At 57.6% G+C, this 24567-nt stretch carries 35 protein-coding genes and 1 tRNA gene; 21 read left to right on the forward strand and 15 right to left on the reverse strand.

The window, feature by feature from the left end:
* The 4 genes from glmM to CHB88_RS24915 all read left to right on the forward strand — a co-directional run bounded on the left by glmM (position 1) and on the right by CHB88_RS24915 (position 3611).
* On the forward strand, positions 1-1359 hold the full coding sequence (glmM, locus tag CHB88_RS22500; RefSeq protein ID WP_089401603.1) for a phosphoglucosamine mutase: 1359 nt from the start codon (positions 1-3) through the stop codon (positions 1357-1359).
* Positions 1360-1459: 100 nt separating this feature from the next.
* Positions 1460-1536 (forward strand) — tRNA-Pro (locus CHB88_RS22505).
* A gap of 224 nt (positions 1537-1760) precedes the next feature.
* Complete coding sequence (locus tag CHB88_RS22510; RefSeq protein ID WP_143131436.1) at positions 1761-2759, forward strand: hypothetical protein; 999 nt, start codon at positions 1761-1763, stop codon at positions 2757-2759.
* 12 nt (positions 2760-2771) lie between these two features.
* Entirely contained in the window at positions 2772-3611 is an 840-nt protein-coding gene (locus CHB88_RS24915; protein WP_143131437.1) for a hypothetical protein, read from the forward strand.
* Between the two features lie 70 nt (positions 3612-3681).
* Here the strand turns inward: CHB88_RS24915 and CHB88_RS22515 are convergent, their stop codons facing one another.
* From CHB88_RS22515 to CHB88_RS25415, 4 genes are all read right to left on the reverse strand, one after another.
* Positions 3682-4542, reverse strand: a complete 861-nt coding sequence (locus CHB88_RS22515; RefSeq protein ID WP_089401605.1) for a DUF2971 domain-containing protein — start codon at positions 4540-4542, stop codon at positions 3682-3684.
* A 117-nt stretch (positions 4543-4659) separates the two neighbouring features.
* Positions 4660-5766: a tyrosine-type recombinase/integrase gene (locus tag CHB88_RS22520; protein WP_089401606.1), complete on the reverse strand. Its 1107-nt coding sequence runs from the start codon at positions 5764-5766 to the stop codon at positions 4660-4662.
* Positions 5763-6002, reverse strand: a complete 240-nt coding sequence (locus tag CHB88_RS22525; protein ID WP_089401607.1) for a DUF4224 domain-containing protein — start codon at positions 6000-6002, stop codon at positions 5763-5765. Before CHB88_RS22525 ends, CHB88_RS22520 begins: the two co-directional genes overlap by 4 nt.
* Before the next feature lie 4 nt (positions 6003-6006).
* Positions 6007-6192: a hypothetical protein gene (locus CHB88_RS25415; RefSeq protein ID WP_089401608.1), complete on the reverse strand. Its 186-nt coding sequence runs from the start codon at positions 6190-6192 to the stop codon at positions 6007-6009.
* A gap of 84 nt (positions 6193-6276) precedes the next feature.
* Here CHB88_RS25415 and CHB88_RS22535 point away from each other — a divergent pair, with 84 nt between their 5' ends.
* Together CHB88_RS22535 and CHB88_RS22540 are read left to right on the forward strand one after the other, a co-directional pair.
* A complete protein-coding gene (locus CHB88_RS22535) occupies positions 6277-6708 on the forward strand; it encodes a hypothetical protein (RefSeq protein WP_089401609.1) in 432 nt (143 codons plus the stop codon).
* Positions 6709-6807: 99 nt separating this feature from the next.
* Entirely contained in the window at positions 6808-7446 is a 639-nt protein-coding gene (locus CHB88_RS22540) for a hypothetical protein (RefSeq protein WP_089401610.1), read from the forward strand.
* A 77-nt stretch (positions 7447-7523) separates the two neighbouring features.
* Here CHB88_RS22540 and CHB88_RS22545 read toward each other — a convergent pair whose 3' ends face one another.
* The 10 genes from CHB88_RS22545 to CHB88_RS22585 all read right to left on the reverse strand — a co-directional run bounded on the left by CHB88_RS22545 (position 7524) and on the right by CHB88_RS22585 (position 13057).
* A complete protein-coding gene (locus tag CHB88_RS22545; RefSeq protein ID WP_089401611.1) occupies positions 7524-8042 on the reverse strand; it encodes a hypothetical protein in 519 nt (172 codons plus the stop codon).
* Between the two features lie 25 nt (positions 8043-8067).
* A complete protein-coding gene (locus CHB88_RS22550) occupies positions 8068-8292 on the reverse strand; it encodes a hypothetical protein (protein WP_089401612.1) in 225 nt (74 codons plus the stop codon).
* A 2-nt stretch (positions 8293-8294) separates the two neighbouring features.
* A complete protein-coding gene (locus CHB88_RS22555; RefSeq protein WP_089401613.1) occupies positions 8295-8945 on the reverse strand; it encodes a lambda exonuclease family protein in 651 nt (216 codons plus the stop codon).
* Positions 8946-8948: 3 nt separating this feature from the next.
* A complete protein-coding gene (locus CHB88_RS22560; protein ID WP_245845193.1) occupies positions 8949-9944 on the reverse strand; it encodes a recombinase RecT in 996 nt (331 codons plus the stop codon).
* On the reverse strand, positions 9941-10126 hold the full coding sequence (locus CHB88_RS25735) for a hypothetical protein (protein WP_245845194.1): 186 nt from the start codon (positions 10124-10126) through the stop codon (positions 9941-9943). The genes CHB88_RS22560 and CHB88_RS25735 overlap by 4 nt, the downstream gene beginning before the upstream one ends.
* A 91-nt stretch (positions 10127-10217) precedes the next feature.
* The gene (locus CHB88_RS22565; protein ID WP_089401615.1) at positions 10218-10439 is read right to left on the reverse strand and encodes a hypothetical protein; all 222 of its coding nucleotides are present in this window, start codon (positions 10437-10439) and stop codon (positions 10218-10220) included.
* Between the two features lie 6 nt (positions 10440-10445).
* Positions 10446-10763 (reverse strand): hypothetical protein, encoded by a 318-nt coding sequence (locus tag CHB88_RS22570; protein WP_089401616.1) that lies wholly within the window; start codon positions 10761-10763, stop codon positions 10446-10448.
* Between the two features lie 185 nt (positions 10764-10948).
* Positions 10949-11461, reverse strand: coding sequence for a hypothetical protein (locus CHB88_RS24920; protein WP_143131438.1), 513 nt, complete (start codon positions 11459-11461; stop codon positions 10949-10951).
* Between the two features lie 574 nt (positions 11462-12035).
* Complete coding sequence (locus CHB88_RS22580) at positions 12036-12266, reverse strand: hypothetical protein (RefSeq protein WP_089401618.1); 231 nt, start codon at positions 12264-12266, stop codon at positions 12036-12038.
* Positions 12266-13057 (reverse strand): S24 family peptidase, encoded by a 792-nt coding sequence (locus CHB88_RS22585; RefSeq protein ID WP_176442611.1) that lies wholly within the window; start codon positions 13055-13057, stop codon positions 12266-12268. Before CHB88_RS22585 ends, CHB88_RS22580 begins: the two co-directional genes overlap by 1 nt.
* 109 nt (positions 13058-13166) lie before the next feature.
* Between CHB88_RS22585 and CHB88_RS22590 the strand changes: the two genes are divergently transcribed.
* Complete coding sequence (locus tag CHB88_RS22590; protein ID WP_089401620.1) at positions 13167-13490, forward strand: helix-turn-helix domain-containing protein; 324 nt, start codon at positions 13167-13169, stop codon at positions 13488-13490.
* Between the two features lie 33 nt (positions 13491-13523).
* Entirely contained in the window at positions 13524-13700 is a 177-nt protein-coding gene (locus CHB88_RS25305) for a hypothetical protein (protein ID WP_176442612.1), read from the forward strand.
* On the opposite strand, the gene CHB88_RS22595 is transcribed toward CHB88_RS25305, so the two are convergent.
* Entirely contained in the window at positions 13693-13884 is a 192-nt protein-coding gene (locus CHB88_RS22595) for a hypothetical protein (RefSeq protein ID WP_089401621.1), read from the reverse strand. The two genes, CHB88_RS25305 and CHB88_RS22595, sit on opposite strands and share 8 nt — an antisense overlap.
* 142 nt (positions 13885-14026) lie before the next feature.
* Here CHB88_RS22595 and CHB88_RS22600 point away from each other — a divergent pair, with 142 nt between their 5' ends.
* From CHB88_RS22600 to CHB88_RS22655, 13 genes are all read left to right on the forward strand, one after another.
* On the forward strand, positions 14027-14563 hold the full coding sequence (locus tag CHB88_RS22600) for a phage regulatory CII family protein (RefSeq protein ID WP_143131439.1): 537 nt from the start codon (positions 14027-14029) through the stop codon (positions 14561-14563).
* 11 nt (positions 14564-14574) lie between these two features.
* The gene (locus tag CHB88_RS25310) at positions 14575-14733 is read left to right on the forward strand and encodes a hypothetical protein (protein WP_176442613.1); all 159 of its coding nucleotides are present in this window, start codon (positions 14575-14577) and stop codon (positions 14731-14733) included.
* A gap of 86 nt (positions 14734-14819) precedes the next feature.
* Positions 14820-15734 carry a YdaU family protein gene (locus CHB88_RS22605; protein WP_089401623.1) on the forward strand — a complete coding sequence of 305 codons (915 nt, stop codon included), beginning with the start codon at positions 14820-14822 and terminating at the stop codon, positions 15732-15734.
* The gene (locus CHB88_RS22610; protein ID WP_089401624.1) at positions 15731-16201 is read left to right on the forward strand and encodes a hypothetical protein; all 471 of its coding nucleotides are present in this window, start codon (positions 15731-15733) and stop codon (positions 16199-16201) included. Before CHB88_RS22605 ends, CHB88_RS22610 begins: the two co-directional genes overlap by 4 nt.
* A gap of 55 nt (positions 16202-16256) precedes the next feature.
* Positions 16257-16748: a RuvC family protein gene (locus tag CHB88_RS22615; RefSeq protein ID WP_089401625.1), complete on the forward strand. Its 492-nt coding sequence runs from the start codon at positions 16257-16259 to the stop codon at positions 16746-16748.
* A gap of 15 nt (positions 16749-16763) precedes the next feature.
* Positions 16764-17195, forward strand: coding sequence for a hypothetical protein (locus tag CHB88_RS22620; protein WP_089401626.1), 432 nt, complete (start codon positions 16764-16766; stop codon positions 17193-17195).
* A 163-nt stretch (positions 17196-17358) separates the two neighbouring features.
* Complete coding sequence (locus CHB88_RS22625) at positions 17359-17751, forward strand: hypothetical protein (RefSeq protein WP_176442614.1); 393 nt, start codon at positions 17359-17361, stop codon at positions 17749-17751.
* Positions 17752-17845: 94 nt separating this feature from the next.
* Positions 17846-19117 carry a terminase large subunit domain-containing protein gene (locus CHB88_RS22630; RefSeq protein ID WP_089401627.1) on the forward strand — a complete coding sequence of 424 codons (1272 nt, stop codon included), beginning with the start codon at positions 17846-17848 and terminating at the stop codon, positions 19115-19117.
* A 108-nt stretch (positions 19118-19225) separates the two neighbouring features.
* Positions 19226-21370 (forward strand): portal protein, encoded by a 2145-nt coding sequence (locus CHB88_RS22635; RefSeq protein WP_176442616.1) that lies wholly within the window; start codon positions 19226-19228, stop codon positions 21368-21370.
* A gap of 70 nt (positions 21371-21440) precedes the next feature.
* On the forward strand, positions 21441-22235 hold the full coding sequence (locus CHB88_RS22640) for a hypothetical protein (RefSeq protein WP_089401629.1): 795 nt from the start codon (positions 21441-21443) through the stop codon (positions 22233-22235).
* Positions 22236-22286: 51 nt separating this feature from the next.
* A complete protein-coding gene (locus CHB88_RS22645) occupies positions 22287-23495 on the forward strand; it encodes a P22 phage major capsid protein family protein (protein WP_089401630.1) in 1209 nt (402 codons plus the stop codon).
* Positions 23496-23571: 76 nt separating this feature from the next.
* Positions 23572-23877 carry a hypothetical protein gene (locus CHB88_RS22650; RefSeq protein ID WP_089401631.1) on the forward strand — a complete coding sequence of 102 codons (306 nt, stop codon included), beginning with the start codon at positions 23572-23574 and terminating at the stop codon, positions 23875-23877.
* Positions 23874-24566 carry a phage adaptor protein gene (locus CHB88_RS22655; RefSeq protein ID WP_089401632.1) on the forward strand — a complete coding sequence of 231 codons (693 nt, stop codon included), beginning with the start codon at positions 23874-23876 and terminating at the stop codon, positions 24564-24566. The genes CHB88_RS22650 and CHB88_RS22655 overlap by 4 nt, the downstream gene beginning before the upstream one ends.
* Position 24567: the final 1 nt, after the last annotated feature.

Raw genomic sequence — 24567 nt, forward strand, 5'->3', positions numbered from 1 at the left:
ATGACACGCAAATATTTCGGAACCGATGGCGTTCGTGGCAAGGTCGGTGAAGCGCCGATCACGCCGGACTTCGTGATGAAGCTCGGCTATGCCGCCGGCAAGGTACTGGCTCAAACCGAAGATGGCGGTCGGCCAACGGTGCTGATTGGCAAGGACACCCGCATCTCCGGCTACATGCTGGAGGCGGCGCTGGAAGCCGGCTTTGCCGCTGCCGGCGTCGATGTCATGCTGGCCGGGCCGATGCCCACGCCTGCGGTTGCCTATCTCACCCGCGCGTTGCGCTTGTCCGCCGGGGTGGTCATTTCGGCGTCGCATAATCCCTTCCAAGACAACGGCATCAAGTTCTTCTCGGCCCAGGGCAACAAGCTGCCCGACGCGGTGGAGCAGGCCATCGAGGCGGCACTCGAGTTGCCGATGGATTGCGTGGCGTCGGAAAGGCTGGGCAAGGCCAAGCGCCTGCCCGACGCTCAGGGCCGCTACATCGAATTCTGCAAGAGCACTTTCCCGAACGAGCTGGACCTGCGCGGCCTGAAGATCGTGGTCGATTGCGCACACGGTGCGGCATATCACATCGCTCCCAATGTGTTCCACGAGCTCGGCGCGGAAGTGACTGCCATTGGCAATAATCCGAATGGCCTCAACATCAATGACCGCGTCGGTGCCACCGCGCCGGCGGCGCTTTCCGCTGCGGTGAAGGAGCAGGGCGCCGATCTCGGCATCGCCCTTGATGGCGACGCCGATCGCTTGTTGATGGTCGATGCCGCCGGACGCATCTATAACGGCGATGAGCTGCTCTACATCATGGTCAAGGATCGCATGGCGACCGGCCCGGTGAAGGGCGCGGTGGGTACGCTCATGACCAACATGGCGCTGGAGGTCGCATTCAGAAACATGGGAGTCGGCTTCGCGCGCGCCAAGGTCGGGGACCGCTACGTGCTGGAAGTCCTGCAGGAGCGTGGCTGGCAAGTCGGTGGCGAAGGCTCGGGCCATCTGCTGTTCCTCGACAAGCACACCACCGGCGACGGCATCATTTCGGCGCTGCAGGTGCTGTCTGCGCTCAAGCGCAGCGGGAAGACCCTGGCGCAGCTTACGGAAGATATCGTCATGTACCCGCAAAGCCTGATCAATGTCCGCGTCGGGTCCGATTTCGACTGGCAACGCAGTCCTGAACTGCTTGCTGAAAAAGAAAGCGTCGAAGCTGAGTTGCGCGGCGAAGGGCGGGTTCTGATCCGCGCTTCCGGCACCGAACCGCTCATACGCGTCATGGTGGAAGCCAAGCAGGCAGCGGTGGCCGAACGCATGGCTCAGCGCATTGCCGACAAGGTAAAGGCCAGCCTGATGGAAGGTGCTCGCGCCTAAAACAGATTGCATGGCCCGGCTTTGCCTTGAACGACGGCCATGTTGTCAAAGCGAATTAAATTGACCAAACCGGTCCCAGTCGGTATGATTTCGCCTTCCTCGGGGCGTAGCGCAGCCTGGTAGCGCACCTGATTTGGGATCAGGTGGTCGGACGTTCGAATCGTCTCGCCCCGACCAGTTTTCCCTAGAGTTCAAGCGGCTTCCGAGCTTAGTGCATACTAACCGGAGGCCGTTTCTCTAATATCTCTCTAATCGGTCTCTAATATTCCGGAAGCCAGTTCGTAGGTTTTGGTGGGTTCAAACGGCTTACGTAAGGTAAGCCGTTTTTATTTGCGCTAGACAAATGCATATCGGCGAGTCGGTTGGTGGGTTGACTGAATGCAATTGACTTGGCGATGCATATGGACAAAATAGTAGTTTCGAACGACAGTGATGCTGTTGCGCTTCTGGAACGGTTCCTCAACGAGGACATTGACCCGAGTGTGGTCGAGTTCAACGGATGGCCGGTCTATACCCTCTATCTAAAAGGGGAAAAGTACCATCAGTCAATCACGCCAAGCCTTATGCGTCCGCTCCTTGAACTGCAGAAGGGCTTGTATAAAACTGCTGCACGCGTCATATACAACGATGACAATACGAACAGGCTGACTGACGAACAGCGAGGGCAATTCGAATACACCCTTAAGGTGTACGAAGGTTCCAGTGACACAAACGCGAACTTACAGGATGTCTTCACTGGCATCGCACAAAGCGCCATAAAAAAGATGAACGGTAAACAGATAATGATTGTGCTGCTTGCAGCCGGCTTGCTGTACACCGGTCATGGTGCATACGAGAAGTACATTGATCATCTGGACAAAGTCGATACCAATTCGACAGCCGTCAAAAACCAAGAAATCCTTGCCAAGTCACTGAAAGATCAGCAGGACGCGAGCTTGAAACAAATGCAAGTTCTTGCCGCTGCGGTGAAGCAATATCCTGATGTAAAGCGCACCCAGGAAGAGGCACAGGAGGTGCACTTCTCAGTCTTGAAAGAAGCTCGGGATGCCGATGAAGTGATGGTCAATGGAGTTCCGGTAACGGGCGCCAAGGCACGTGAACTCACGGACGAGCAGCGGAAAAAGTCGGAGAAAGCTGTCTTTGTCGAAGAATTTCGTGTGCTGGCGGTGGATACAACAGACGCGTCGAGCACCAAGGTTCGAGTTCGCAACGCCAAGCATGAGTTCTGGGCGTCCTTCAAAGACCATACCTTGGATTCGAAGGCAATCAATATTTTGCAGAAGCATCTTGTCAGCCGTGAGCGGGTACGACTGCGCATTGAGGGAAAGCGACTTGGTGGCAAAGTGCAGAACGCTAGCATCATCGCTGTCGCGCCCAAGCAAGGCGAAAAGGGCAGTTGACCCTCCTTAGATATGCATCCTCAACTGCTTCTTAGTAAACGTCTTTTTACCGAAGGTACTGAATTTGCCAAGAGACCTGATGCGGTATCCTGTGGCTTAGCAATTTCACTGTTTCAAGATGCTGTAGAGCTTTTTATTTGGGCCCTAATCAAAGAACGTAGCATCAACGTAAAAGAGCAATCTCCATTTACTACCAATCTAGATGCCATTGAAAAAGCGGGATTGGTGTTGTCCGATCGAGCGAAGATCCAAGAATTAAATAAAGCTCGTGTCAACTTCAAACATTACGGAAATCTCCCCGCGCCTGACGAGGCGCGTAAGTTTGAAATTTATTCTAGAGACTTTCTACGAACTGGAATCTCGGAACATTTCGGCTACGACTTCGATTCAATATCGCTGGTAGATCTTGTTTCAGATGCCGAAGCGAGAACGCACCTTCAAGCGGCTGAGAAATTACTTTCATTAGGTAATTTTCAAGATTCACTCAAGGAGTTGGGAATAGCGAAATGGATATTGTTTAACCACCTTAATCAATATATTCCGCGTGTAAGTACTTCCCTAAGCTATGCAGATCGTGTTTTAACGAAAGCAAATCTTGGAACGAGGGTTGAAGTTTTTAGTTATATCGCCGATTATTTAAGTGTTCTGCGAGAGATTAGTCTTGTAACACTGCTTCGCATCCCGTTCGATGACTACACATTCTTGCGAACCATACTGCCAAATACGTCGCGCTCAGAAAGCGGTAAATGGCATACCGTTTTCACTAATGGGTACGTTCAGAGTGAGGCAGATTGTAATCGTTGCATATCAATACTGGTTGAATTGAGTATCCGCCTTGAGAGTGTTGTATGAACCTCCGACTTGTTCAGGATTAAATTCTATTTAGGTGGAGATTTATCAAAGTACTCTGTTCATTTAATCGCTAGCGGTAGGACGCCTTAGATTTCCATACTTTTACATTTGGAATATCAAGAGTTTCTAGAAATATTGATATCCCAGGAAGCATAGATTCATTTTTGGGGCCAATTACAACTTCACTAATAGGATGTTCTTTTCCTCTATTTGAAAAGTCAATGTCAAGATGTGCGACAGGTGTTCCGCGAGTCATGTGAAAGCTTATTTGTTGTAGTTTTGATTCTTGTTCCCAAGCGGTTCCCCCAGCATCAACTATGCGCAATGAATTATTGCTCGGCATTAAGTTGGCTACATGCAAAAAGCGTATTTCTTGCTCTTCACAAAAAGCTGGGTTTTTGAATGCAGCAAGATCGAACGCTAAATGGGTACAGGCGATAAAGAATCCTTCGCTACGTTTTACTTCCGCTTCGGATTCGGCTTCGTGAAGTACTTTAATAATTTTTTTAACTTCTGCCACTTGCTTAGTTTCATCATATGACACCCTCAAGGGACGTACCGGAAGTGAAAGTAGCTTCTTTGCATTAAAGCCGATCGCATAACCATTTCCGTCGTGTGCATATGCACGCCACTGACTAAGCACATCTCCTTGAGTAGACATACAGGCCGCTAAGGGCAAAGCTCTTAAACCTGACGTATGTATAATTTTATCAATATCGTCTAGTAGTTCTTTTCCTACAGTTTTTATCATCTCACCTGCTGCAATTTCCCAAATGTGATAGCCCCAGTGCATTTCCATAAAATCATTCATGGAAAAAAGATCACAAAATCTGAGCGTCTTATGAGAGCAAATAGCAAGCAGCGTCTCTGGTGAACAGTAGTGATACAGCATTTCACCGTCTTTGGGGCGGTATAAACGATCGGCAAGCATTCTCAAGAATCCGTGGAGTATCGGGTAATCGGGTGATTTTTAAGGGCCAAAGTGTACCTTATGGTAAACCCAGGATCTACTTGTCTTAATAGCAGTTCATAGGATTGATCGCTCTAATTATTGCGCAGTAGGCATCTTTAGTTTGACATTTGAGACGGGCACTTCCCGCTGCTTAATGTAGATCGCCGTCGTCGCTGCATTGGTATGCGCGCCGGCGATCTGCAGGTCCTGCATGCTGTGACCCGCCTTCTTCCCGTCAGTTAGCGCCTTGGCGCGGATATCCTTGATCGTGTAGTCCTTGTCCTTCAGACCCGCGCGATCGCATGCATCATTCCACGCGTCCCGCACGGCGGCTGCTGACTTCGGTTTCCCCGCTTTGTCGCGGATGACATAGTCGCAGATCGGCTGCAGCTTCTTCGCCCTGGAAAGCACCGCCAGAATCTCCTGCGTGACTGGCCAGTCGACGGCTGCGCCGGAAGAGTCTTCGGTCTTCGATGGCTCGAAGTGAATGACGCCGGCGATCTCCTCCTTCGAATCCCATTCCACCTCGATCGCACTCCAGCGTAATAGACGCACGTCAGTGGAGCGTTGGGCGGTCAAATAGCATAGGTCGACGAAGCACTGCATCATGTCGCCTGTTGGCGTTGGCTTGCCGTCCCTGGCGACGGCCAGGTGGGTCCGGATTGCCATGAAGTCGGCATCAGTGATGTAGACCTTACGGGCCTTCGGCTTCTTCATTTTCAGCTCGCGGCAGGGGTTGGTCGTAATCAGACGGCGCAAGATGCACCAGCCAAAGAATCCGGACAGCCAGGCGCGCATGGCCCGCTGCATGTGCAGCTTGTCGGGCCAGTTATCCTTTAGAAAGTCATGCACAGCCGCGGTGTCCAGCTGGTCGACGTTCCAATCGCGGAACGCCTTCAGCACGTCATTACCTTGACGCCCCCATTCCTTGCGGGATGTGTCGCTTTTTACCGGTCCCAGTTCGGCGATGTACGCTTTGACGTGCTTGGGCATATTGCCCATGTAGACCATCGTCGCATCCGCGATCTTGCGCTTTTCCTCCGCCAGGCGGTCGAGCATCCGTGGCTCCCCATCGGTGATGCGGCAAAGCCGGATCCACTTCGGCTTGCCCTCGATGACCGGGACAAAGTACCAGGAGCCATCCCGAGGGTAGACCCGTCCGGGTAGGTTATTGGGGGTCTTGGTGCGCCGGCGGGCGTTCATGCGCTTTTCCTAACCAGATGCATTTTCGGACGGTCGCTTGCTACAGGAGCGGCCAGTAGGCCGGCACGCTTGGCTTGCAGATTTTCAAACAAGTCGCGCGAAATGATGACACGTTCATTATTGCGCGGTAGGTCTACGCCAAAGGTCTTCAGGAACCAGGCATGCTGGCAGTGAGCGCGCTTCTTTCGCGTGATCTCATACAGCTGCTCATTCGTCAATAGTCCGTCATCGCTCATCGTTTTACTCCTTCGGTCCTTCAAGTAACTCTGCCCAGTGCGTCGGATACACCCGGGCGCTGCCTACTTCCCGCCAGATCTCGCCGTCGAACCACCCCATCCAGACCGGCTCATTGGCGTCAGGTGTGTAGATCATGACGGTGGTGTCGACGTCCGGCAGTTGGTCAGGGAGCTTGTGCCAATAAACCATAGTGTTTAATTCAAGGGTTCAGGCTAAGTAAGTCGACTTCGTGGTATTTTCAAAATTGAGATGAACAAATGTGGTCAAATTCCAATGAAAAATGAAGAAGAACTTAAACGAGAATTGAATGATTTGACGCTGGAGCAGGTAAGGGAACAGACCGAAAGATTTCGTGAAGCTCAGCGAACTATCAACACATCGATGTTTGAAGCAGGAAAAGCTTTGGCAGTGCTCAACGGCGGTAGCGTTGCTACACTCCTTGGCTTTACTCAAGCACTCATCAAGAACAATCATTTTGTCGCTATCAAATACTCGATTCTTTGGGCACTCGGATGCTTTCTTGTGGGCGCAATTTTGGCCGTGCTCGTTCCGTTCTTCCAAGCGGTAGAACGAATGATGTATATCACTGAACACGGTAGGCTCGACTGGGGGCGGGCATGGATAATAATCGGCGTAGTCGGTAGCGCAACGTTGTTTTGCTCGGGCGCCTTTACTATGATTATCGGAATAATGCGGGCGTTTTGATTTCGATGACAATTTGCCGGGCGAGATTTCGCCTGGCTTTTGATAGACAGTCATGTGCCAGATTGTCACGCTAGGTTTTGTCCAAAAGTTGGAGTGGAAATGGATACTTGGTACAACAGATATGCCGTAATCGTTCTGGTAGCTATTGCAGGTGTCGGCGCGTATGAATGGGTGAACTGGTGCGAACTTAAATCTGCAGATTGGGCAGCCTGGGTTCAAGCAGTCGGGTCCATTGGGACTATTGCTGGCGCTTTCTATCTTGCTCGTGTCGGAATCCGTCAAGCTAGGCAGGAGGAGAAGATTAAAGAAATGGCCGCTTTCGAGAAGCAAATGGACGTGCTTCTCTCCCTTGCATATAAAGCCAAGGAACTGGTCGAGCATGCATGGAAATATAGAAAAGGTGAAACCTCGCAAAAACCTAGCTTGAGCGACACTTCTACATATCGGGCTCGAGAGATAATCAGCCTGACGAACGTCCATGAAATGCTCTCGGCATTCGACGTCCAAAGAATTCCGGATTTCAATGTCGCATTTCAAATTATAGAAATGCGACAGATCGTTAAGCGCACTATCGAAGAGATTAAAGCGCTCGATGGAGATTATTTCTGTAGTGAAGATCGCTTCCTCGACAATTTCGAATCTCTCGCTGCACACGTAGAACTCGTGTACCGCGAAATAGGGAAAGCACGAGCCGCTGTCATCGAGGAAAATGTTGAGCTTGCCAATTTCATCTCTTGAAATTTGGCCATGCAAGGCGGTAGAAATTCTTACACTCATAAATCAAGTTGTCCGACTCAGTATTTTGGATCCTGGTGTTACGCGGCCTTTTGCTCGCCAAACAGCTCGCCAAGCGTGGTGGGTTCGGGCGGGATGACTTTGATGTCGATGTCGCGCTGAATGAATTCGCAGAGCCGGCCGACGTCCTCGCTCTCCGGATGGCAGATGATGCGGAAGCTCAGGCCGACGCTGCCGCCGTTCTGCGGCGAGATCTTGAAGCCATCGATCTTGACCTCGCCGAGCATGATGTTGCTGTCGCCGCCCAGGCCGTAGTCAACTTCGACCTTGTAGCCAGTCAGCTCGACATCCCATTTGATGGCGCCCATCTTCGGGAAGCGCAGCGCCGTGAGCGCCTCGCCGTCCAGCTGCTCGACCAGGTCGGGATCCTCGGCCTTCTTGTAGAGCGTGGTGCGCAGCTCCGGGTGGAAGGGGATCAGCAGGTCGTTTGGGCAGAAGGCTTCGATCTTCAGGTCGAAGGCGGGCACTCTGTCCTCGCCGTGGATCTCGGCGCGCGGGTTGACGGAGGCAAGCTTCACGGCTTGAGCAAGTTCGAACATGTTTCTTCTTCTCCAGGAGATCGGGTTAGTTGAGGGGGTGCTGCTGGCAGTACTGCGAATACGGGCGGCGGATGTATTCGTGGAAGCGCCGCTGCGCGGCCGGGTCGCGGTCGATCTCGGACCGGCTCTTGACCTCGCAGATGGCGCGCACGGCGGTCACCGCGGTGGCTTCGTCGGGTACGCGCAGCCAGCGGCGGAACTGAGGCTCGCGGCAGCGCAGCGCGAGCCAGGCGGAAAGGCGGATGGACATGATCAGGCGGCCTCCTGGCGCAGCAGTCGTTCGCTTTCCGTCACCAGTGCCGCGAACTCCATCAGCTCGGATTCCAGCGTGTTGATGACGTCGTCGTCGCGCTCGATGTGGTGGACGGTCAAGTGCCGGCCGATCGGCTCCAGAGCTGGGCACCAGATGACCAGGTCAATCCATTTGCGCCCGGTGAGCCACAAGCCGCCCAAACACTGATCCATGTAGCCGGACAGATCCCGGTAGCCGCAGACCTTCAGGGCCACGTCGCCGCTCAGGATGGTCTTGATCTCGACCAGGCCGTCTTCATCGACCAGCCCGTCCGGCGAGTAGCCGAACAGGTTGTCGTCGGTGGTGATGAAGCCGGTCTCTTCCACCAAGTGGCCCGTCTTGGCTTCGTAGGCGAGGCGGGCGAGCGGCTCCTGCTCTTTGCCTTCACGCATCTGCCACTTCTCGAACACCTTGTCGATCGGGCGGCCAGCGATGCGCTCGACCGCGACTTGGGCGGCATAGCCGATGCACTTGGCCGACGGCTTACCGGTCGTCTCGCCCTTCAGCGGCTTCAGGCGATCACGCGCATCCTTGAACCGGGAAGCGGTGATCACGCCGGCGCGGCACTTGAGCCACTCCTCGGAGCCCTGATCATGGTTATGGAAGATCATGGCTTACTCCGGGATGTAGGAGGGAGCGGCGTTGTCCATCTGCTGGACGAACTCGTCATCGACGGAAGTGGCAGCGGTCTTGGCGGGAGCGGCCGGCATTTCAACCGTGCGCGCCTCGTCCGCCTCAGCCTTGGCGCGCAGGTTCGCGCGGTGGTCGGAAATGGCGCGCTTGAGCTTGGCGTGATCTTGCGGCTGCTTCGCCAAGCGGCCGTTATTCGCCTTCCAGAAAGCCAGCGCATCGGCGTCGGTGGTGGTGGTTAGCGCCTCGGCGATCAGCGGCGCCACGTCGACGTGGTCCGGCTGCTGGGCGGCGTCCGGCGCCAGACCCTCGCCATTCTCGGTATTGAGGTGGTTCATGGCGTGGTCGAGGCGGTCCGTCTTCGGCCACAGCTTGTAGGCGCGCTTGATGACGGTCTTCTTGATCATCTCGCCTTCGTCGGTCTTCCAGGGGCCGTTGCCTTTCTTGAAGGACTCGGAACGATTGCGGATGCTGTGCACTTCGTCGATCGACATGGTCGTGGTCAAGTGGTCGCCGTTGTGCAGCTTCGCCACCACATAAGTGCCGACGATCTCGCCGCGATCTTTGCCGAACGGGTTGAAGACGTGGGTCGGCGGCTGGTCGTAGCCGTTCAGGGTGAACGCGTCGTTCTCGCGTACCAGCTCGGCCTGCGCCCACATGATGGAGCCGGAGGCAATCGCGATGTCGATCAGGCCGATGTAGCTGATGTCGAGGCAGATCTTGCCGCCGCGCGGCACCAAGTAGGCCTGCTTGCGCGCCGGGTTCAGGCTGATGCCGATCGCCGCGATGTTCTTGACCGCGTTCATGACCGACTGCTTGTCGCCCATGGCGACCTTCAGCGCGAATTCGCTGTTCTGCAGCACCTGGATCGCGAAGCCGGCTTCCCGCTCGAAGCTGATGGAGCGGTCGGCAAGCACTGCGGTGAAGTCGTCGCGCGTTTCCTTGATCGCGCCGGTGATGATGGCAATGGCATTGCTCACTTGGATCTCCAGTTCTGTGTAAGGCGTTGGACGGACGGCAGCATCTCGATCTGGCGGCAGGTCAGGCAGGTGCACACCGGCTTGTTGCGCTCCTTCGCGCCGGCGGCGTATGCCTTGGCGCTTTGGAACTTCTCGGCGGGGACGATGGGGAAACCCCATTCGTTGCGGGTTTCGGTGATCACAGGGCACCTGCCTTCGAGAGCAGGCCAATGGCCATTGGCACAAACATAGCGGCGCCGCAGAGGAGGCCGGATACGAATGTCTTGAGGGCGTTCATGCCGCCACCTCCACCGGCTTGCCCATCTCCATGAGCTCTTTGCGGTACTGTTCATAGAGCGCGAAGCCCTGCATGGTCGCCGCCACATTGCAATAGGCGCCCAGCGCGCCTTCGGAATGCCACAGCAGTTCCTGCGGCAGCGGCTTCATGGTTTCGTGATGCTTGCGCGCCTGCTCAATGACCTGGTGCATCAGCTTGATCGCGGTCTCGGAGGTCATCACGGCTCAGCCCTCCGCCTGGCGCTGATCGAGGGCGCAGGACTTCATCTCCTGCCAAAAGGTGGTACCGGCGACTGCGTATACAGCGGCCGGATCCTTCACCCAGGCCCGGGCCAGCTCGCGCAGCACCTCGGCGCCAAAGCTCTGGCCGCCGATGCCCTGATCTTCCAGCCACATGTGCGGGTCACCCTCGGACTTGGCAAAGCATTCGATGAAGATCTCGACGGTGGTATCGGAGAAGGGAAGGGGTTCGAATTCGTTGCGGTACGCTGCGTAGGCGCGTTGCGCTGAGTCTGGGATGTGTGGGTTGAATGCTGTCGGCATGGCTGCCCTTCCTGAAGGAGAATTTAATCTGTTTATTAGCAATGCTATGAACATATTATTAGCGAAGCTCTTTATTAAATCAAGAGCAGTGCTAATAAAATAAATTCTCTGCGCAGGGCGGTCCGACAAAAGGCAACAAAAAAACCCGCCTCAGGGGCGGGTTTGGTTGGCGGAAGCTATTTGGTTTATTTGCCGGGTGCCTGGGGCGTGATTGACGGTGCGACCGTTGGTGTCGCCTGAGGGACAACAGGAACTTGAATCACAATGGGGCTCTGGGGCACTTGCGGCGTAGACTTCGGAACGGCGTTGTTGAGAACGAAAGTTAGGACGGTGATCCCTGCTGCTGTGATAACACCAGCAGTCCCAACTATCCACTTAATCTGACTATTGAGCCCTTCTTGAAAATCGGCTTTAGTCACCATTTTCTCGTCCATTCCGTCTAGACGAGCTTCGATCTTCACCAAGCGCTCACGAGCGTCCGTGGCAAATTCTTCTAGCTTTGCGAGTCTAGCTTCCATTTCTCCATCATACGGTCCACCGCCGCCACCTGCAATGGAATCGCTCCCTTGTGGCTTTTTTCGTCTTTCAGGAAACTGTGAAACGTTGAGTGCCATTTTATTGCTGTTTTGTAAAATCGATCTGCAAAGACGGGAGCGGATGCTCGGCATCTTGGGCGGTTTGCCGAGGATTTGGGTCAAAAAACTCCGTATAGCCACACTTACCACAGATAAAGAGATTCCCCGAAAAACGGATTGTGGTTGGTGCTGTGTTTAGGGAAAGCGACCAAGCGCCTTGGGCTTCCGGATGGAATGGTATGAGATCTCCATGACCATATCGGCAATTGGGCTTTACTGGTACTGGGGTTTCTTGCGGCATTTATTTATCCATAGAGGAGCAGATCATTTGGGGGAGGCTCACTTCCGCACTTCCACGACCGTGTCGGCTTCTTTTCGGAATGTAGGCCTCTCTGTCATTGCCGCCTCCGAAGGGCTAAGGCACTGAAAGACAATTTCGGTTGTGCTCCCTGCGTAGGTGGAGTTGAGCCCAATGTTCTGCAAGTTAATTTCCTTGCCTTGGCTTAAGCAGTGGTTATTTGCCTCAGTGAGAGCAGCGCGGCGAGACGCCGTATTGTTTCCGCTCACGCTTCCTGTGCCCGCTACGCCGGCAGATAGGGAGTATGTGTCACGCCCAATCTGCTGAACCCCGCTAGAGGAGGCGCAGGCCGCCAAGGAAAGGGAAAGCAAAGCTACAGCGACTCGCATTAAGTTCTCCTCAAAGGGCTATCCATTTTTCGCCGGACTCGGTATCCAGCTTTTCTATCTCGTATCCGGCAATCAGCAAGCTGAGCGCTTCTCGGATTTCGCCGATCTTGCCCATGGCGGGCCACTCATAAAGGATGTCGTAGATATCTTGAGCGGTGAATGCGTCAGCGGCACGGGTTTCGAGGTGATTCTTAATGGCGGACATAAGCCCACGCATCTCATTGGCGACAACAACTTCCATCAACTGCGCTCCGTTTGGCTAAGGACCATGCGGCCGATAATGAGGCATCCATCGTCCTCACAGCGCTTGCGCGGGTATTTGCGCTGATCCTGGTTATCTGATACCAGCCACCAGGCGCCGAGCTCGCGCACTAAGCGCTTCACGACTGCTTCGCCCTCATAGTTGATGACGAAGATTTCCCCGTCCTTCGGCTTCGTATCTGCTGTGTTGACAACGACCGTATCGCCTTCGTAAAGGCGAGGCTCCATGCTTTCTCCTTTTACGCGAATGGCAAGCAGCTTCTCGGGGTCATAGCCGCGCTTCAGAAACCATTGCCGACGGAAGAATATGGGGTTGTCGTCTTCTTCTACTAAATCGAATGAGAAGCCAACGATGCCGGCAGAAACCGTGAGCTTTACGCGGCGTATGAGGATTGCATCAGGATGTTCTTCGCCGTCCTCTAACGCATGAATCCTTTGTGCTTTCGAAATGCTCGCCGAGTTGACTTGCTCCTGAGACGAGAGCCGATGAAGGTTTGATGGGGCAAGAACCTCTGTCACCGTCTCCGCAAGCCTCGGACTTATTTCATGAGGACTGGCGCCGATGACTCGACAGATTGAAAAAAGGGCTTCGAGATTCAAAGGGATCACGCCGCGCAGGTATTGACCCACAGCGCCTTGCGTTCCCAAGCCGGAGGCGGCTGCCAGCCACGTTTGCGTCGCTCCCTTATTGGCGGCCTTGTACCCAAGCCACGCCGCATTTAAGCGTTCGGCCTCCTGTTTTTCCTCTTCGGTAAGTTCGCGGCGTTTCATAACCACAATTTTATTAGTCTGGCTAATTTGGAGGAGCATCACTTGAAAAGCATTGCTTTTAATGTAGAATGTACAAAATGAGAGCAACGCTAATAGAGCAGGCTACGACATGCACCTTGAAGAACATCTGAAGCAGACGGGCCAAACCCAAGGCGATTTCGGGAAGCGGTTGATACCACCAGCGTCGCAGGGGCTCGTAAGCCAATGGATTCGCGGTGTCACGCGGGTGACCCTTCACTATGCGGTCCAGATCGAAGATCTCACCGGCGGAGCTGTCATGCCGCAAGACTGCGCAGATATGTATATCGACCCTCGCAACAGGGCGTCTGCAGCCAGCGATTCCATGCCGCCAAACAAAGCAAACCATCTGAACCGTCGCCACGACGACCCCAATACCGAAGCAAGCGCGACTGGCCTAGAACGCGCGCAATGAAACTCCACTACAACCGCCTCTCCGGAGAACCCAATGCCAATGACTGAACAAGAGATCACGCCACTGCAGCGCGAGTTGATCCCAATTCTTGCTGCCGTGATTCGGGTCGCTGTGGAGCAGCGAATTGACCCTGTAAGAGCAGCCACCACTGCCGCACAAGCTTTCAAAGCGGGCTTGGCGGCGAGCGGAGAAGTAAAAGGTGTTAGCTGAGTTTTTGAATTTCCGCCGATAGATCTTTGATCAGTGTGGCTAAGTAAGCGGCATCTGAGGTGGCGTTTCGAGTAGCTGCGGCTTTGTCGACATGGCTGCCGATCAACTTGATTGACTGGCTTTGCAACGCTTTGCCGACTAGTTCGATGGCACGTTCGGCTGCTTGGTGATCGTCGTAGATCATGGGAGGTTCCTTTGTAAAAGGTTGTTGTTGGGGAATAACAATCTATCACGCTGGAGCCTCCCGCCCGATTCGCCGACTTGTTACTTCGAAGAATAACGAGCGGACCCCAATAGTTCACTAAGAAAAAAAGGGAGTATTTCCAATGACCGTAAGACGATCAGAGCGCAGCCCGGAGGACCTGTTGTACGACATGGTGTCTTCCTACCCGGGCGGCGTCGAAGCGATGGCACAGCGCCTGGGCCTGCGCGTGAAAACGCTGTATCACAAGCTGCAGGAGTCGCCGACCACGCGCGAATTCTCCTCGATGATGCACAAGGCCGAGGAAGCCGGCATGGCCACCGCGCACGAGCCGTTGCAGGCGCTGTGCTTCCGCCACGGCGGCATTTTCCTGCCGATCGAGGACTTCGAGCACATCTCCGACGACGACATCCTCAAAGGCGTGGCCTGCGTGATGGCGCAGATGGGTTCGATGGCCGGCGCCGTCAATGATGCGCTCGATGCCGGCGAGATCTGCGATCGCCAGATGGAGAAGATCGAGCCGAAGGTGCGCAAGAGCTTTGCGGTGATGGCCGCGCTCTGGGCCCGCATCAAGGGACGCGTCAAGCGCGATGGTAGCAAGCCGCGACGCGGCGTGTTCGCGCCCAAGGCAGCTGAGGCTAAGGGGAGGGTAGAGCTGTGAATGAACCCGTGATGTCGATTGCTGAAGTCAAGCGCCTGGCGCGTCTGGCTGCCCACCAAGGCGAACCGCTGAATGCCTGCCCGTATCCGAAGGGGACCGACGGCGCCAAGATCTGGACGCGCGCCTACAAGGAGCGCCTGGCCGAGCTGACCGAAAAGGCTGCTGCCTAGCTCATGGCAAACAATTCCCCGACTCGCATTGTTCACCTGTTTGCGCAAGCCGCCTTTGTGGCCGCTCAAGCGCGGAGAGTAGCGGCATGAATTTCTACAAGCGCCACATAGGCGACTACATCAAGGACGCTGGCCACCTGACCCTGCTTGAGCATGGGGTGTATGCGCGCCTGATGGACGTCTATTACACCCGTGAAGCCGGGATCCCCGAGGACAAGGCAGCCCGGCTGATCGGTGCGCGCGGCAAGGATGAACTGGCGGCCTTGGAGAACGTGCTCGACGAGTTCTTCCAGTTGGTCGACGGCGTCTGGATCCAGGGCCGCTGCGAACGTGAAATCGAGGCGGCTTCAGCCAAAGGGGAGAAGAACCGAGAGAACGGGAAAAAGGGTGGAAGGCCCAAGAAAAACATAACCGAAATCGAAAGCGAAGAAAACCCAGATGGTTCTGATGTTGGAAACCATGTGGGTTCTGAAAATAACCTTAGCCAGACACCAGACTCCAGACACCAGACTCCAGACAAAACCAATACCGTCAGCGATACCTCAAACGGAGTTGGGATCGGGGAAGTTGCCGTCGCTGCCTCTTCCCCGGGCGAGATCTCGAAGGCCATGCGAGCGGCTGGCGTGCCGTCGCAGCCCCATGACCCTCGGATCCTGAAACTTGCGGAGCAAGGAGTGTCCGCCGCCACCGTGAGTGCCGCATGCGCGGATGCCCGGGAGAGCAGGCCGAACGAGAGCATCGGTGTCGGGTACATCGTCGCAATCATCAACCGCTGGGCAAAAGACGCATCTTCCATCGCCGCAGCTGGCGCCCAGGCACCCATCGATAAGCCTGCCAAGCCGAAGTCCGAGGACTGGTCCTGGAAGCGCAGCGATGCCGGGATTGAGCAAAAGGGGAGAGAAGTTGGCTTGTTTCCCCGCGGCGGTGAGAGCTATCGCGACTACGCAGCTCGCATCGAGGCTGAGCTTGAAAAACGGAAAACGGTAGGCAAAGCAGCATGAGCGACATGATCAACGGCAGAGCTTCCTGCGACTGCGCAGCCCATGGCTGCCCGATGCTGGGTTCCCTGACCAGCAGCACCACCGGCACCAGCGAATGGCTGTGCTGGTTCCACTTCGGCAAAGAGCCGGTGCAGTGGCAGTCCATCACCGCGCAGCTGCGGGAGGTCGGCTGGCTAGTGGACGCCCTGCGCAACATCCGGATGAACTACGGCACCGAGAACTGGGGCCCGGTCTACCTCGGGATCAAGCAGGAGCTGCTGCGCAACGGTCGCGAGGATCTGACCTGCAAAGAGCTGGAGACGGTGCGCATGTGGTCCGGCCGGATCGAGAAAGCGATTGCGGATCACGTGCAGGTACGGCCAGCCCAGCAAAAGCCGCTGCAGGGCGTCGAGGTCAAGTCGGGCACCTGGTCGAAGGTGCAGTACTCGCTGCCCGAGGGCTCGAGACGACCGGCGGTCGTGGACTGAGCAGCAAAGTGCAGGGCGATAGAGACAGCCTACAACCAGAAATTGAGGAACACGAATGAATATTTTGGCGATTGACCTTGGTACCACCCTCGGCTGGGCGCTCGGCACCCGCGGCGGCTCAGTCAAGGGCGGCTCTGAATCCTTCTCGCCGAAGAGGTGCGGCGGCTACGGCCAGCGTTGGCTGGCGTTTCGCCAGTTCCTGACCGAGACCGCCCGCGCGGCCGGTGGCGAGATCCACGCGGTCTACTTCGAGGATGTGAAGCACCACAGCAGCCTGGACGCGTCTCACGCCTACGGCGGCTTTCTCGCCCACCTCGAAGCCTGGTGCGCGCTCAACCGGATCCCGCTCAAGGCGGTGGGCGTCGGCACGATCAAGAAGCACTGGACCGGCAAGGGCAACGCCGACAAGGAGCAGATGATCGCTACCGCCCGCGCCAAAGGCTTCCGGCCGGTCGACGATAACCATGCCGATGCGCTGGCCATCCTCAGCTATGCGCGGGAGAGGGAAGGGGTGCAGGCGCTTGAGGCTGAACCTTGCGAGTTCTAGGAGGGCCATATCCGGATGACTCGCATCCTCACGATCACCGATCGGTTGGAAAACTGGGGCAGGTGGGCGCGCAGTTGGAGCAGGCGTGCGGAGGGCGATTGCCTGACTGCCGTCATCTGCGAGCGTCTGCGCAAGGCGACGAACGGCATCCTGCCGGGAGCTGATGGACCGCTGGTGAATGAAACTGACGCGCTGCAGGTCGACCGCGCCTGGCGCCTGCAGCAAGACCGACACAAGAGCCTGCTGCGTTGGCTGTATGTGCGCAATGCCTCGCCGGATTTCATCTGCCGACGCCTTCACATCCCCATACGGCCTGTCGATTTTTTCGACATCGAGCTCGGCCGCGCGGTCGAAGCGCTCCAAAATACTCTTGACAAAAATCAACAAGGCAATAGAATCCGTTCCAGCAAACAATTTGATTCCGTCATGAAACACGACGAGACCTGATCCCTTGGGATCGGCTCGCCCTGACGAAACGAGAGCCCAGCCAAAGTCGCTGGGCTTTTTGCTTTCTGGACTGGTTGTCTCCTCCTCTCCTCTGAGGATTTCGCCCTGCTTGTCAGGGCGTTTCTTTTTCAAACACTTTGGAAAAATTCAAAGGAAATCAAACATGCCTCGTGGCGGCAAGCGCGACGGTGCAGGCCGAAAGGTCGGCAGCGCCAACACCAAGACTCGGGAAATCGCAGACAGGGCCGCTAGCGAGGGTTTGACACCGCTGGAGTTCATGCTGCAGGTCATGCGCAACGACGCGCTGCCGGAAAACGCCTCGCCGGCGCAACAGGCGGCTCAGCTCGCCATGCGGTTCGAGGCAGCCAAGGCTGCTGCGCCTTACATCCACCCGAGGCTCTCCAGTGTCGAAGCGAACATCAAAGGCGACTTTTCCTACACGAACCTGACCGATGATGAACTTGATGCAGCCATCACCCAAGCCGCCGCCGAAGCTGGCGTTGATGTTGGCGCTACAGGAGAAAGCCCGGCGGAAAGCGGGCCGAAAGCTGTTTGAGTACTTTCCGGAGACTGGGCCGCTGCGGCGCGAGCTGTACCGCCAGCACCTGGAGTTCTTCCGACTCGGCAAAGATCACCCGACGCGCTGCTTCATGGCGGCGAACCGGGTGGGAAAGACTGAGGGTGGCGGCGGTTACGAGACCGTCCTGCACCTGACTGGGCTGTATCCGGACTGGTGGGACGGCCGGCGCTTCGATGCGCCGATCGATGCATGGGCAGCTGGCGACACCAACGAGACGGTGCGCGACATCATCCAGACCAAGCTGCTGGGCCCGAAGGAAGAGCTCGGTACCGGCCTGATCCCGCGCGAATGTATCGGCGAGGTGAAATACCGGCCGAACTCGAACGGCTCGGCCGACTACATCACGGTCAAGCACGTCTCCGGTGGCTGGAGCCGCCTGGCGCTCAAGAGCTACGAGCAGGGCCGGGTGAGCTTCCAGGGCACTGAGAAGGACCTGGTGTGGCTGGACGAGGAGAGCAACGAGGGCATCCGCGCCGAGTGCGTCATGCGCTTGATGACCACCGGCGGACTGCTGATCGAGACTTTCACGCCGCTGAAGGGCCTGACGCCGCTGGTGCTGGGCTACATCGGCGAATCGGGCATCGACGGCGACGAGCGGGTCAAAACGAACGGCGACAAGGCGTTCGTCATGGCCGGTTGGGACGACGTGCCGCACCTGTCGACCGAGACCAAGGCGCGGATGATGGCCGAATGCGAGCCGCACTTGCGCGATGCCCGTTCCAAGGGCATTCCCAGCCTGGGCGCCGGCGCGATCTACCCGGTACCGGAAGCGGACATCGTCATCGACGACTTTCCGATCCCGGACCATTGGCCGCGCGCGTACGGGCTGGACGTTGGATGGAACCGAACAGCAGGCGTGTGGGGTGCACAGAACCCAGACACCAAGGTTTGGTACCTGTTCAGCGAGCACTACGTTGGCCAGGCAGAGCCGGTCATCCACGCCTCTGCGATCAAGTCCCGCGGTGACTGGATTCCCGGCACGATCGATCCGGCGGCACGCGGGCGTGGCCAGCGCGACGGCCACCAGCTGCTGCAGGATTACCAGGATCTGGGGCTGGATCTGACGATGGCTGACAACGGCGTCGAATCCGGCCTCTACACGGTCTGGACCGGCCTATCGAGCGGACAGATCAAGGTGTTCAAGTCATTGCGCAACTGGCTGGCGGAGTACCGCATCTACCGACGCGATGAGAAGGGACACATCGTCAAGAAAAACGATCACCTGATGGACGCTACGCGCTATCTGATCGTCACCGGGCCGGAGATCGCCAAGGTCAAACCGGCCAAGAAAGTCCAGCCGCTGGGGCAGTTCTACGGCGCCACTGGCTGGATGGGCAACTGAAGCACCGCGGCTCTGCCGCACCACACCACTGTCGGGAGACAGTAGATTCCCTCTGCTGGATTGCATCGTCGGGACGACGACGCGCCACTCTCTTCGCGAGAAACCGAATTGAAAGCTAAAGACAAACTCATCGAAACGGCAAGAAAGCGGTTCGAACTGGCCCAGAGCAGGGAAAGCCAGGACCGCACTGCGCGCCTGGACGACTTGCGCTTTAGCGTCCTGCTGGAGCAGTGGCCGCAGGACATGAAGAACCGCCGCGAGAACGATCCGAACGGCGCGCGGCCATGCCTGGTGGTCGACAAGACCAACCAGTACGTGCGCCAGATCGTCAACGATATCCGCCAGAACCGCCCCAGCATCAAGGTCCGCCCGGTCAACGATGACGCCGATGAAGACGTCGCGCAGGTAATCGAGGGCCTGACCCGCCACATCGAGGACAAGAGCCGCGCCGACATGGCGTATGACTATGCGGCTGAATCGGCGGTGCGCTGCGGTATTGGCTACTTCCGCATTCGCACCGACTACGTCAATTCGGACGCGTTCGAGCAGGAAATCATCATCGAGCGCGTCACCGACATCATGTCGGTCTACCTGGACCCTGAATCGGTCGAGCCGGACGGCTCCGACGCCAAGTGGGGGTTTGTCATCACCTCCATGACCAAGGACGAGTTCGAGGACGCTTACCCCAATGCCGACCCCATCGACTTCCAGACCGACAAGGATCTGAACTGGTTCGGCGAGGAAAAGGTCGTCGTCGCTGAGTATTTCTACCTGCAGCAGCAGCCGGCGAACATGCTGTTTCTGGAAGACGGCACGACTCAGATCGAGGCCGACTATTGGGAGGCGGTCAAGGCCGGCGCGCCCAAGCTCAACATCCTAAAGACCCGCCCGACCAAGAAAACGGTGTGCAAGTGGGTCAAGATGAACGGCAAGGAAGCGCTCGAGGAGGAGCGCGTCTTCCCGGCCCGCTACATTCCCATCATCCCCGTCATCGGCAACGAGGGCTTCGTCGACGGCAAGCGCATCCTGACCGGCATCATCCGCAGCGCCAAGGATGCGCAGCGCCTCTACAACTTTACCCGTTCTGCCTTTACCGAAGCTGTGGCACTGGCGCCCAAGGCGCCGTACATTGCGGCCGCTGGCCAGATCGAGGAATTCCCCGAGTGGGCAGACGCCAACTCCAAGAACTATTCCGTGCTGCGCTACAAGCCGGTTTCCGTTGGCGGCACGGTGGTGGGCGCGCCGCAGCGGCAGCCGTTCGCCGGTGTGCCTGCCGGCCTGGCGCAGGACATGGAGATCGCCGAGCATGACATCCAGTCTGCGATTGGCATGTTCAAGGCCTCGCTCGGGCAGGAGTCCAATGAGAAGTCCGGCCGGGCGATTCTGGCACGGCAAAAGGAGGGCGATACCTCTACCTTCCACTTTGCCGACAACCTGGCGCGATCGATTGCCCATTGCGGCCGCATCATCGTCGAGATGATCCCCAAGGTGTACGACACCGAGCGGGTGGTGCGCATCATCGGCGCCGATGGCACGCCAGACCATGCCCGGATCAATCCCGAGCAGGATCAGGCGATGGTCGAGGAGCCGGGAGCGGATGGTGCGGTAGGCAAGATCTACAACCTGGGCGTCGGCACCTATGACGTCACGGTGACGGTCGGGCCGAGCTACAACACCCGCCGGATGGAAGCTGCCGATGCGATGACGCAGATCCTGAATGGCAATCCGAACCTGATGCAGATCATCGGCGACCTGTACTTCAAGTCGATGGACATGCCGTTCTCCGACGAGATTGCGCAGCGCATGAAGAAGATGCTGCCGCCGCCGTTGCAGGAACAGGAGCAGGGAGCTCAGCCCGAGCTGCCGCCACAGGTCATGGCTCAGATGCAGCAAATGCAGCAGACGGTCCAGCAGCTGGACCACGTCATCCAGCAGCAGACACAGGAAATCGAGCAGCTGCGCTTCGAGCAGAAGGCCAAGGTGATCGAGTCGCAAGCCAAGATCACCGAAGCCAAGGTGCATCAGGAAGCCGAGCTCGCCCGGGCGTTGGCTGACGTCGAGATCGCCAAGGCCAATGCCGTCGATCCCGGCCGGCTGGAGGCAGCGGAGATCATCCTGTCGCAGCTGATGGCAGTCATTCAGGCACAGCAGCAGCCCATGCCACCAGCCCAGCCCATGCCACCAGCCCAGCCCATGCCACTGCCAGTCCCGCCTGACGACATCCAGATGCCGGACATACCCCCTTCGATGTAACCGTATCGGTGCGGATCACCGAGCCTTGGACCGCCGGGAAGGCGGTCTAATCCCTGAGACGGAGCAGTAAATGGAAATGGCCAATCAGCCAGCAGCAGAAGTTGCAACCCCCGCGGAAGTGGAACCGCAAAACCCCACGCCCCAGGTCACCGCTACGGAGGTGGAACCTGGTGAAAATGACCCTCCGGCCGAGAAAACTTTTTCCAAGTCCGAAGTTGAGGCCTTGGTTGAAAAGGAAATCGCGAAAAAGACTGCCAAGCTGCTACGGCAGCGAGACCAGGAACGCGTTCGCCGTGAACTGTACGAGCAGCAACTGCAGAAGATCGCACCGCCGCAAGTGCAGGCACCCGGCAAGCCCCAGCTAAGTCAGTTCGCGGATCCGGAGCAGTATGCGGATGCGCTGGCCAACTGGAAGCTCGAGCAGAAGTCACTGGAGGACCGGGCACAGAAGGAGCAGTCCAAGCAATCCGAATTCAGCAGCAAGCGGGACGAGTTTCTCGCCGAGCTGGAGGAGACGGACGGCTTTGACATGAAGCAGTTCAATCGCCTGCCGATCTCGGTTCCGATGGCGGAAGCCATTCTGGAGTCGGACGTTGGTACCAAGATTGCTGTGCACCTGACTGCCAACCCGGCCGAAGCCGAGCGCATCGCCAACCTGTCACCCGCACGCCAGGCAGCTGAGATCGGCAAGCTGGAAGCCAAGCTTTCCGCTACGCCGCCCAAAAAACCCAGCAACGCACCTGCCCCCATCAATCCAGTCGCCGGCAAGGGAGCCGGCCCGGCAACGGACATTTATGACCAGCGCCTGGCCTCCAATACCGAAGCCTGGATTGAAGCCCGCAACAAGCAGCTTCGGGGCCGGTAACCACATCCACGCCGTCGGGAAGACGGCTATTTCCTTTTACTGGAGCTTTAGATGCCCAATACCCTGCTTACCCCTCAGATGATCACCAACGAGGCGCTGCGCGTCCTCGAAAACAACCTGGTGTTCGCCAAGAACGTCAACCGCGAATATTCGGACCAGTTCGCCAAGAGCGGCGCCAAGATCGGCGCTACGGTCAACGTCCGCAAGCCGCCGCGCTTCGTCGGCCGCACCGGTGCTGCTATCGGCATCGAAGACGTCACCGATACCCAGGTGCCGCTGAACATCAGCACCCAGTTTGGCGTGGACTTCACCTTCTCCAGCCAGGACCTGACCCTGTCAGCCGATGATTTCAGCAACCGCTATCTGAAGCCGGCGATGGCAGCTATTGCCAACAAGATCGACCGGGACGGCTTGGCGCTGGCGCTGGGCGTGGCGAACACCGTCGGCACTCCGGGCACCCCGATTTCTTCGGCTACCCCTTTCCTGACCGCCGGCGCGCTGATGGATCTTGAAGGCACCCCGCGGGATGATCAGCGCGGCGTGGTGCTGGATCCGTTCGCACAGGCCAATTTGGTCGACGCGCTGAAGGGACTGTTCCAGTCCGGCGAGAAGATCAAGGCGCAGTACGAGAAAGGCATCATGGGGCAGGCATTAGGTTTCGACTTCGCGATGGACCAGAACGTCAATGCCTATACCGTTGGCCCGCAGGGCGGCGTGCCGCTGGTCAACGGCGCCAATCAGACCGGCTCGGCGCTGGTGACCAACGGCTGGACCGCCGCGGCAGCCACCCGCCTGAACGTCGGTGACGTGTTCACCATCGCCGGCGTGTTCGCGGTCAACCCACAGAGCCGCCAGTCGACCGGCCGTCTTCGCCAGTTTGTGGTGACCGCTCAGGCCGCCTCGGACGCCGGCGGCAATGCCACGCTGCAGATCTCTCCGGCGATCACCCCGGCCGGCCAGTTCCAGAACGTGACCAACTCGCCGGCCAACGGCGCCGCGATCACCGTGCTGGGCGCTGCCAACACCGTGTCGAACCAGTCTCTGGCTTACCACAAGGATGCCTTCACGCTGGCCACCGTCGACCTGGAAGACGTCTCCCAGTACGGTGCCTGGGGTGCCCGTGCCAACTACAAGGGCATCAGCATCCGCATCGTGCGCCAGTACGCGATCGGTACCGACACCGTGCCGTGCCGCCTGGACGTGCTCTACGGATGGAAAGCGCTGTATCCGGAACTGGCTTGCCGGATCTGCACCTCCTAAGCCGCCTGCTACGGTCCGCTTTACCCATGGCCCCCGCCTCGTGCGGGGGTTTTCATTTCTCCATTGAAGGATTCGCATGGAATACCATACCTACCCCCGCTGGAAGTATTCGCAGGCCGGCGCCGTCGTCGTCAATTCCGCGGAAGAAGAGGCCGCGCTGGAAGGCGAATGGCACGATAGCCCGGCAGACGTTCCATCCCCCGCCGGCGACGACAGCCCTAGCAGCGAGGACGAGCAGCTGCTGCAGGATGCCAAGGCCGAGAAAGACGCGCTGCTGGCCAAGGCTGCCGAGCTGGGCATCGCCGTCGACAAGCGCTGGGGCCTGAAGCGTCTGCACGAGGCGCTGGAGCAGAAGTCTCAGCCTGAGGCGCCGCAGCCGTGAAGGCGATCGATCTGATCACCCGCGCCTTGGTCGGCGCGGGCATCCTCGCCTCCGGTGAGACACCGAAGAACGACGAGGTGCAGACCGGCCTGCAGGTCCTGAACGACATGCTGGACTCGTGGAGCGTGTCGCGCCTGTTCGTCTACCAACTGCTCGAGGAGAACTTCCCGCTGACGGTAGGCAAAGGCACCTACACCATCGGCCCGGGTGGCGATTTCAGCACGGCGCGGCCGATCGACATCCAGTCCTGCTATGCGCGTCTGAACAATGTCGACTACCCGATCACGCTTATCGACAATGACGCCTATTCCGACATCGGCCTGAAGGCCTCGGTACCGGGCCTGCCGCTGTTCCTCTACTACGACCCACAGACGCCGCTGGGCGAGATCAACTTCTGGCCGGTGCCGTCGCAGGCGATGACGTTCTTCATCCAGACGCCGCGCCAGCTGACGCAATTCACAGACCAGACAGCGGATGTGACGTTCCCGCCTGGGTATGCCGAAGCGCTGCGCTACGGGCTGATCGTGCGCTTGGCAGCCGAGTTCGGGCTGCCGGTGAGTCAGGCGGCGGCGGAGCTGTCCAAGTCGTCCATCGAGCGGCTGCAGACCAACAATTCGACCGTACCTGTTCTGAGGCCTGAGTTCAGCACGGGCGGCAGCGGACGGTTCAATATCTTGCGGGGCTACTGAC

It is taken from the genome of Noviherbaspirillum humi, assembly GCF_900188095.1.
Taxonomy (GTDB): domain Bacteria; phylum Pseudomonadota; class Gammaproteobacteria; order Burkholderiales; family Burkholderiaceae_D; genus Noviherbaspirillum; species Noviherbaspirillum humi.

Excerpts from the sequence above, each read along its gene's own strand:
- glmM (WP_089401603.1), top strand. The coding sequence starts at position 1 with ATGACACGCAAATATTTCGGAACCGATGGCGTTCGTGGCAAGGTCGGT.
- CHB88_RS22510 (WP_143131436.1), top strand. The coding sequence starts at position 1,761 with ATGGACAAAATAGTAGTTTCGAACGACAGTGATGCTGTTGCGCTTCTG.
- CHB88_RS24915 (WP_143131437.1), top strand. The coding sequence starts at position 2,772 with ATGCATCCTCAACTGCTTCTTAGTAAACGTCTTTTTACCGAAGGTACT.
- CHB88_RS22515 (WP_089401605.1), bottom strand. The coding sequence starts at position 4,542 with ATGCTTGCCGATCGTTTATACCGCCCCAAAGACGGTGAAATGCTGTAT.
- CHB88_RS22520 (WP_089401606.1), bottom strand. The coding sequence starts at position 5,766 with ATGAACGCCCGCCGGCGCACCAAGACCCCCAATAACCTACCCGGACGG.
- CHB88_RS22525 (WP_089401607.1), bottom strand. The coding sequence starts at position 6,002 with ATGAGCGATGACGGACTATTGACGAATGAGCAGCTGTATGAGATCACG.
- CHB88_RS25415 (WP_089401608.1), bottom strand. The coding sequence starts at position 6,192 with ATGGTTTATTGGCACAAGCTCCCTGACCAACTGCCGGACGTCGACACC.
- CHB88_RS22535 (WP_089401609.1), top strand. The coding sequence starts at position 6,277 with ATGAAAAATGAAGAAGAACTTAAACGAGAATTGAATGATTTGACGCTG.
- CHB88_RS22540 (WP_089401610.1), top strand. The coding sequence starts at position 6,808 with ATGGATACTTGGTACAACAGATATGCCGTAATCGTTCTGGTAGCTATT.
- CHB88_RS22545 (WP_089401611.1), bottom strand. The coding sequence starts at position 8,042 with ATGTTCGAACTTGCTCAAGCCGTGAAGCTTGCCTCCGTCAACCCGCGC.
- CHB88_RS22550 (WP_089401612.1), bottom strand. The coding sequence starts at position 8,292 with ATGTCCATCCGCCTTTCCGCCTGGCTCGCGCTGCGCTGCCGCGAGCCT.
- CHB88_RS22555 (WP_089401613.1), bottom strand. The coding sequence starts at position 8,945 with ATGATCTTCCATAACCATGATCAGGGCTCCGAGGAGTGGCTCAAGTGC.
- CHB88_RS22565 (WP_089401615.1), bottom strand. The coding sequence starts at position 10,439 with ATGACCTCCGAGACCGCGATCAAGCTGATGCACCAGGTCATTGAGCAG.
- CHB88_RS22570 (WP_089401616.1), bottom strand. The coding sequence starts at position 10,763 with ATGCCGACAGCATTCAACCCACACATCCCAGACTCAGCGCAACGCGCC.
- CHB88_RS22580 (WP_089401618.1), bottom strand. The coding sequence starts at position 12,266 with ATGGAAGTTGTTGTCGCCAATGAGATGCGTGGGCTTATGTCCGCCATT.
- CHB88_RS22585 (WP_176442611.1), bottom strand. The coding sequence starts at position 13,057 with ATGAAACGCCGCGAACTTACCGAAGAGGAAAAACAGGAGGCCGAACGC.
- CHB88_RS22590 (WP_089401620.1), top strand. The coding sequence starts at position 13,167 with ATGCACCTTGAAGAACATCTGAAGCAGACGGGCCAAACCCAAGGCGAT.
- CHB88_RS25305 (WP_176442612.1), top strand. The coding sequence starts at position 13,524 with ATGCCAATGACTGAACAAGAGATCACGCCACTGCAGCGCGAGTTGATC.
- CHB88_RS22595 (WP_089401621.1), bottom strand. The coding sequence starts at position 13,884 with ATGATCTACGACGATCACCAAGCAGCCGAACGTGCCATCGAACTAGTC.
- CHB88_RS22600 (WP_143131439.1), top strand. The coding sequence starts at position 14,027 with ATGACCGTAAGACGATCAGAGCGCAGCCCGGAGGACCTGTTGTACGAC.
- CHB88_RS25310 (WP_176442613.1), top strand. The coding sequence starts at position 14,575 with ATGTCGATTGCTGAAGTCAAGCGCCTGGCGCGTCTGGCTGCCCACCAA.
- CHB88_RS22605 (WP_089401623.1), top strand. The coding sequence starts at position 14,820 with ATGAATTTCTACAAGCGCCACATAGGCGACTACATCAAGGACGCTGGC.
- CHB88_RS22610 (WP_089401624.1), top strand. The coding sequence starts at position 15,731 with ATGAGCGACATGATCAACGGCAGAGCTTCCTGCGACTGCGCAGCCCAT.
- CHB88_RS22615 (WP_089401625.1), top strand. The coding sequence starts at position 16,257 with ATGAATATTTTGGCGATTGACCTTGGTACCACCCTCGGCTGGGCGCTC.
- CHB88_RS22620 (WP_089401626.1), top strand. The coding sequence starts at position 16,764 with ATGACTCGCATCCTCACGATCACCGATCGGTTGGAAAACTGGGGCAGG.
- CHB88_RS22625 (WP_176442614.1), top strand. The coding sequence starts at position 17,359 with ATGCCTCGTGGCGGCAAGCGCGACGGTGCAGGCCGAAAGGTCGGCAGC.
- CHB88_RS22630 (WP_089401627.1), top strand. The coding sequence starts at position 17,846 with ATGGCGGCGAACCGGGTGGGAAAGACTGAGGGTGGCGGCGGTTACGAG.
- CHB88_RS22640 (WP_089401629.1), top strand. The coding sequence starts at position 21,441 with ATGGAAATGGCCAATCAGCCAGCAGCAGAAGTTGCAACCCCCGCGGAA.
- CHB88_RS22645 (WP_089401630.1), top strand. The coding sequence starts at position 22,287 with ATGCCCAATACCCTGCTTACCCCTCAGATGATCACCAACGAGGCGCTG.
- CHB88_RS22650 (WP_089401631.1), top strand. The coding sequence starts at position 23,572 with ATGGAATACCATACCTACCCCCGCTGGAAGTATTCGCAGGCCGGCGCC.